A 6,138-nucleotide genomic window follows, 5' to 3' on the forward strand; every position below is an offset into this window, starting at 1 on the left:
CAACGCGATCTCCACGATCCTGATCGGTCTGGTCGCCACAGGTGTGATCGCTACCTATCTGGTGCAGCAACGTGCGGCGCGGCGCGGTGATCAACGATCCTGAAATACCACAGACGACCGGGCCTTTGGCCTACTGACCCTACGCACCGCCAACCCGGCCGCCTGTAACCAACGCCGTACTGGCGTTGGAGGCCCGACCTGCCCCCCCGGACAGACCCGACCGCCGGAGATGTCCGTGTCCCGTCTTGAAACACATCTCCGACCTGCCCCCGAAGCGGCGCATCTTCCGCGCCAGCGCGGCGATGACTATCGATTGCCTGGGGGTCGGGTGGTGCCGGATACAGGATTCGAACCCGTGACCTTCGGTTTACAAAACCGCTGCTCTACCAGCTGAGCTAATCCGGCGCGCCGTGACCGCGCCGCTTATGCGGGCAAGTGCGCGCGGCGCCAAGAGGGGGGCGGCGCCAATCCACGTGAAGGGCGCCTGATTCTGTTGTAGGGCCGATACCCATGCGCATCTTCATCGACGCTGACGCCTGTCCGGTGAAGGACGAGACCTACAAGGTGGCGGCGCGCTATGGTCTGAAGACCTTTGTGGTCTCCAACAGCTTCATCCAGATTCCGCGCTCTGCGATGATCGAACGTCAGATCGTCGACGCCGGACCCGATGTGGCCGATGACTGGATCGCCGACAACGTGCTGCCGGGTGATATTGTGGTGACCAATGACATCCCGCTGGCGGACCGGGTTCTGAAGGCCGACGGGGCGGCCATAGCGCCGAACGGGCGGCCGTTCACGCCGGACTCCATCGGCCAGGCGCTGGCCCAGCGCTCGATCATGGAGCACATCCGTTCGACGGGTGAGATCACCGGCGGGCCAAAGCCCTTCGCCGTCGCCGACCGGTCACGGTTTCTGCAGGCGCTGGATGAGGCCGTGAACCGTGAGCGTCGAAAAGGCCGATAGCGACCCTTGCATCGTGGCCGCACGACGCTAGCTTGCCGATCCGTTATTGTCGGAGTCTTCCATGCGTTCCGGATCCCTTGCCGTCGTCAGCGCGCTCGCCATGCTGACCGCGGCGTGCAGCAATTCCCAGCCAGCGCCCAAGGCCGATGCCCCCGCTGCGCCGGCCCCGACGGACGCCGAAAAGCAGGCGATCCTGGCCACCTATCCGGCGCCGTACAACACGGCCGATCTGGATAACGGCGAGTCCAAGTTTGCGCTTTGCCAGTCCTGCCACACCATCGCCCCAGGTGGGGCCAACATGACCGGCCCCAACCTGCACGGCGTGTTCGGCAAGGCGGCGGCCGCCAACCCCGATTTCAAGTACTCCGACGCGCTCAAGGCGACCGGCTGGATCTGGGACGCCAACCACCTCAACCAGTGGCTTGAAAAGCCCCAGACCTATCTGCCCGGCACAAAGATGTCGTTCGCGGGTCTGAAGGACGCCAAGGATCGGGTCGACCTGATCGGCTATCTGATGGTCGAGACCGGCCACAAGCCCTAGATCGAATTTGCCCTTGAGGCGGTGTGCTTGCCACGCACAACAACCTTGACGCGCATCAAAAGTCGTCTCAATCTCTCCCTGTCGAAGGGGAGCATCAGCCCCGGCTGACCTTCTGAACCGAAGGGTGGCGAGCCCCCGCCATCCGCCGGACCCAGGGAATCTGTCACTCCTAGTTCGCAGGTTCCCTGGTGTCGGGTTCGGGACTTATTCGGCCGCGTTGGCGACCCTGGCCCGTTCCGCGTCCTCGAACGCCTCGATGCGGCGCGCCATCGCCAGCGGCGACTTCGTAAACCGCGCCAGCAGGTTGTAGAAGACCGGCACCACGAACAGCGTGACCACCGTGGCGAAGATCGCCCCGAAGAAGATCGTGACACCGATCGTCTTGCGCGCCTCGCCGCCAGCCCCGCCCTCAAGGATCAACGGCAGCGCGCCCGCAGCCGCCGAGATCGAGGTCATGATGATCGGCCGCAGGCGCAGGCTGGCGCTCTCGATCACGGCCTCCCTGATGGATAATCCGTCGTCGCGCAGCTGATTGGCGAACTCCACAATCAGGATGCCGTTCTTCGCGGCGATACCGACCAGGATGATCAACCCGATCTGGCTGTAGGTATTGATGGAAGAGCCAAACATCAGAAGTCCGAACAGGCCGCCCAGCACCGCGATGGGTACAGTCAACATGATCACCGCCGGGTGGATCCAGCTTTCGAACTGGGCCGCCAGTACCAGGAAAACCAGCAAGAGTGCGATCCCGAACGCCAAACCGACGGAGCCCGAGGCCTCGAGATAATCCCGCGCTCCGCCGCCCCACTTGATGGTCACCGATCCCGGCTGCTTCGCAGCCTCGGCCCTGAAGAAGGCGATGGCGTCGCCCATGCTGTAGCCCGGATTCAACTGCGCCGAGAGGTTGATGGAGCGAAGTCGATCCACGCGCGACCGGTCGGGCGTGTCACCGCGAACCTGGGTGGTCACCACGCTGGATAGCGACACAACCTTGCCAGAGGTCGTCCGGACATAGAGGCTGTCCAGATCGCTTTCGGTCTGCCGCCGGTCCCGATCAGCCTGCAGCAGAACGTCATACTCCTGGCCGTTCTTGATATAGGTGGTGGCGCGCCGCGATCCGAACATTGTCTCCAGCGCACGCCCGACGGACTGAGCCGAAATGCCCAGCGCAGCAGCCTTGTCGCGGTCGATGCTGATCACGACCCGTGGACTGGTCGGCTCATAGTCAAGCCTGGGCCGCGCGAGTCCGGGATTGTCATTCGCCGCCGCCAGCAACGGCTGGATCCATCGGGCGATTTCGGGATAGTCGGTCCCCGTGGCGATCAACTGAAAGCTCGTTCCGCCACCCCCGCCGCCGCCTGGCCCGCCCCGCTGCAGTCCGCCCTCGGCCGAGACGATGGCCCGAACCGCCGTCACCGAAGAGAGCTCGCGATTGAGCTTCGCCGAAAGCTCCGGCGCGGTGACCTTGGTGTCCGGCGACAGGATGATGTTGCCACCGCCAGAGTTGAATGACGAGTTTCCGAAGCGCGGCATCGAATAGACATAGCGTTCGACCGTCCCGTCCTTCAGGTACCTGGACAGGATCTGCTCGACCTTCTGGCTGGCGGCGACTGTGTAGTCGAACCCCGCGCCTTCCGGTCCCGAGAAGCTGAGCTGTGCGCGACGGCGGTCTTCCTCTGGGGTGAGTTCGCGCGGCAGCACGCTGAACACCGTATAGGCGGCCACGCCCAGAAACAGCACCAGCACCGAGGTCGCTATCGATACGCTGCGACGACCCAGCATCGCCTCCAGCGAAGCATGGTATGAGTTCCGCAGTCGATGCATGCCGGCGTCGACCTTGCGCGCGAGCCATCCCTCGCTCTTGGCGGGGCGCAGCAATTTGGACGCCAGCATCGGCGATAGCGAAAGCGCCAGGACGGCCGAAAAGGCCACCGCCGCCGCCACCGAAACCGCTAGCTCGACGAACAGCCGGCCGATGAATCCAGGCAGGAACATCAGCGGCGCGAACACCGCGATCAGGACAACGGTGGTCGCCACAACGGCGAAAAACACCTGCCGCGCGCCCCTTTGCGCCGCGACGATCGGCGGCTCGCCCTCGTCGATGCGCCTCTGGATGTTCTCAACCACGACGATGGCGTCATCGACCACCAGGCCTATGGCCAGAACCAGCGCCAGCAGGGTCAGGAGGTTGATCGAGAATCCCAGCGGGGCCAGAACGATGAAGGTCGACAGGATGCAGATCGGCGCCACGACAGTGGGAATGATCGCGGCCCGGAGCGTGCCGAGGAACAGGAAATTCACCAGCGCGACCAGCGCCAGCGAAATCCCCATGGTGATCCAGACCTCGCGGATCGCGTCACGGGTGAACTGGGTGTAGTCCACCGAAATTCCCAGCCGGGTGCCCTTTGGCAAACCCGCGTTGATCTCGGCCAGAGCGGCCCTGACCCCGTCGGAGATGTCCAGGTCGTTGGCCTGGCTTTGCCGCGTGATGGCGATCCCCACCATGTCGCGGCCGTTGGACCGGAAGCTTCGCCGGCGCTCGTCAGCCCCCTCCTCGACGCGGGCGATATCACCCAGGCGCGTGATGTAGCCCTGACCGGCGGACGAGGTCGTGATGTCCCGCGTCACACCCTGGGCGGCGCCTGCGGAGGCCGCTGTCCCGCCAATCGCGGCCGATCCGGGAGACTGCGTCGCGGTTCGCGCCGGCACAATCGGCATCTGGGCGAACTGCTCGGGGGTCGAGTATCCCCGCGCGACACGGATCGTGAAGTCCTTGGTAGGTGCCTCCAGCGACCCCGCCGGAAGCTCCGCGTTCTGGGAGTTGAGCGCGGTTTCCACGTCCTCGACTGTGATCCCACGCGCGGCCATGGCATCGGGGTTGAGCCAGATACGCATGGCGTAGAACTGCGCGCCGCCCACGCCGACCGTCGCCACGCCCGGCACTGTTGAGAGGCGCTCCACAAGGAAGCGCTGCGCGTAATCCGAAAGCTGCAGACGATCCATCGTCTGCGATGTGAAATTCAGGAACATGATCGGCGAGGAGTCCGCCGTCGCCTTCTGGATCTGCGGCGGGTCAGCCTGCTGCGGCAGTTGGGCCGTCACCCGGCTGACGGCATCACGCACGTCATTGGCTGCAGCGTCGAGGTCTCGATCCAGCTTGAAAGAGATGCTGATCCGCGACGAGCCGTCCCGTGAAGACGAATAGACCCGGTCAATCCCCTCGATACCGGCCACCTGGCGCTCGATCAGCTCGGTGATCCGTTCCTCGATCACTTCGGCCGAGGCCCCGCGATAGCTGGTGGAAATGCTGACCACCGGCGGATCGACACTGGGAAGCTCCCGCACCGTCAGGGCGCCGAAGGAGGCGAACCCGACAACGCACAGGATGATCGCCGCGACCGCCGCGAAAACGGGACGCCGGACCGAGATGTCAGAGAGCATCATCCGGCCGGCCTCGCCGTCGCCGGCCGGCCCTCGCCAGGCCCACCGGCCGGACGAGCCCCGGGTGCGCCCGGTCGACCGCCCGACGGCCGCGCAACCCTAACGGGCTGGCCCGGCTGAATCTTGTTGAGGCCATCCGCGACAACCCGTTCACCAGCCGTCACGCCTTCACGGATCTCGACAAAGCCCTGCTGGCGCGAACCGGTCAGAATAGGGCGTTGCTCCACCACCGTGCGCTCGCCCATCTGACGCAGTACATAGACGAAGGCGGCGTCACCCTGCACCGAAACGGCGCTCTCCGGCGCACTCAGGCTCTGACGTTGACCGCGTGAGATCCCGACCCGCATCAACATGCCGGGCTTCAGTCGACCGCCGGCATTGGGAAACTCCGCGCGCGCGGTGATCGCACGCGTCCGCTCGTCGACGCGGGTGTCGATCTGGGCGATCCGTCCCGGAATGGTTTGCCCCGGGTAGGCATCCGCAGTCGCCAGGAGCGTCTGCCCCGGCCGCAACTGGGCGAGGTAACGTTCGGGCGTCTGGAAATCGACCCGGATCGACGAGACATCATCCAGCGTCACGATGGGCGCGCCCGGATTGACCAGCGCGCCGGGCGCCACATCCGACAGGCCCACCACGCCGGCAAATGGCGCGCGGATCAGACGATCACTCTGCCTCGCCCTGGCGGCGGCCACATCGGCCTGCGCCGCACGCCATGTCGCCTCGAACTGGTCGATGGCCGCCTTGGAGGCGAAACCCTTTTCCCCCAGGGTCTTGTAGCGATCATAGGCGCGCTGAGCCTGGACAAGCCGCGCCTCGGCCTGCGCCGTGCCGGCGTCCTGTTCCGTATCGCGCAGTTCCACCAGCACCGCCCCACGGGCCACGCTTTGGCCGTCTCGGAAGCGAACCCGCTCGACCAGTTGAGTCGCGGCAGCCGTCAGCGTGACGGACTGGCGGCCCTTCGCCACACCCAGCACTTCGATGGTGTCTTCAAACACCCGCGGCTGGATCAGCGCGACCGTGACCTGGGTCGGCCCTCCGGGGCCTCCACGACGACCGCCCGGGCCGGCGGGGCCCCCTGGGCGTCCTGCGCCAGAAGCGCCCTGGGCCGACGCGCCGGGACCAGCCGGGCCCTGTCCATCCGCCTTGCCGCCAAGCAGTTTCAGCCCGCCGGCCACCGCCATGATGACCAGCAG

At 65.8% G+C, this 6,138-nt stretch carries 4 protein-coding genes and 1 tRNA gene; 2 read left to right on the forward strand and 3 right to left on the reverse strand.

The features are described from left to right. Nucleotides 1-329: 329 nt before the first annotated feature. Nucleotides 330-405: transfer RNA gene (locus ACIQ42_RS14660), tRNA-Thr, on the reverse strand. A 105-nt stretch (nucleotides 406-510) separates the two neighbouring features. Between ACIQ42_RS14660 and ACIQ42_RS14665 the strand changes: the two genes are divergently transcribed. Both ACIQ42_RS14665 and ACIQ42_RS14670 read left to right on the forward strand, forming a co-directional pair. Then, nucleotides 511-963 carry a YaiI/YqxD family protein gene (locus ACIQ42_RS14665; RefSeq protein ID WP_397422999.1) on the forward strand — a complete coding sequence of 151 codons (453 nt, stop codon included), beginning with the start codon at nucleotides 511-513 and terminating at the stop codon, nucleotides 961-963. A 61-nt stretch (nucleotides 964-1,024) separates the two neighbouring features. Further along, complete coding sequence (locus tag ACIQ42_RS14670) at nucleotides 1,025-1,504, forward strand: c-type cytochrome (RefSeq protein WP_397423000.1); 480 nt, start codon at nucleotides 1,025-1,027, stop codon at nucleotides 1,502-1,504. Nucleotides 1,505-1,708: 204 nt separating this feature from the next. Here ACIQ42_RS14670 and ACIQ42_RS14675 read toward each other — a convergent pair whose 3' ends face one another. Then, entirely contained in the window at nucleotides 1,709-4,945 is a 3,237-nt protein-coding gene (locus ACIQ42_RS14675; protein WP_397423002.1) for an efflux RND transporter permease subunit, read from the reverse strand. Then, nucleotides 4,945-6,138, reverse strand: a 1,194-nt coding sequence (locus tag ACIQ42_RS14680; protein WP_397423001.1) for an efflux RND transporter periplasmic adaptor subunit, incomplete at its 5' end; no start/stop codon positions are given. The genes ACIQ42_RS14675 and ACIQ42_RS14680, both read right to left, overlap by 1 nt.

Source organism: Phenylobacterium sp. (assembly GCF_044372605.1).
GTDB lineage: Bacteria > Pseudomonadota > Alphaproteobacteria > Caulobacterales > Caulobacteraceae > Phenylobacterium.

What these genes read in the sequence shown, in the direction of transcription:
- ACIQ42_RS14665 (WP_397422999.1), top strand. Translation starts at nt 511, where the DNA reads ATGCGCATCTTCATCGACGCTGACGCCTGTCCGGTGAAGGACGAGACC.
- ACIQ42_RS14670 (WP_397423000.1), top strand. Translation starts at nt 1,025, where the DNA reads ATGCGTTCCGGATCCCTTGCCGTCGTCAGCGCGCTCGCCATGCTGACC.
- ACIQ42_RS14675 (WP_397423002.1), bottom strand. Translation starts at nt 4,945, where the DNA reads ATGCTCTCTGACATCTCGGTCCGGCGTCCCGTTTTCGCGGCGGTCGCG.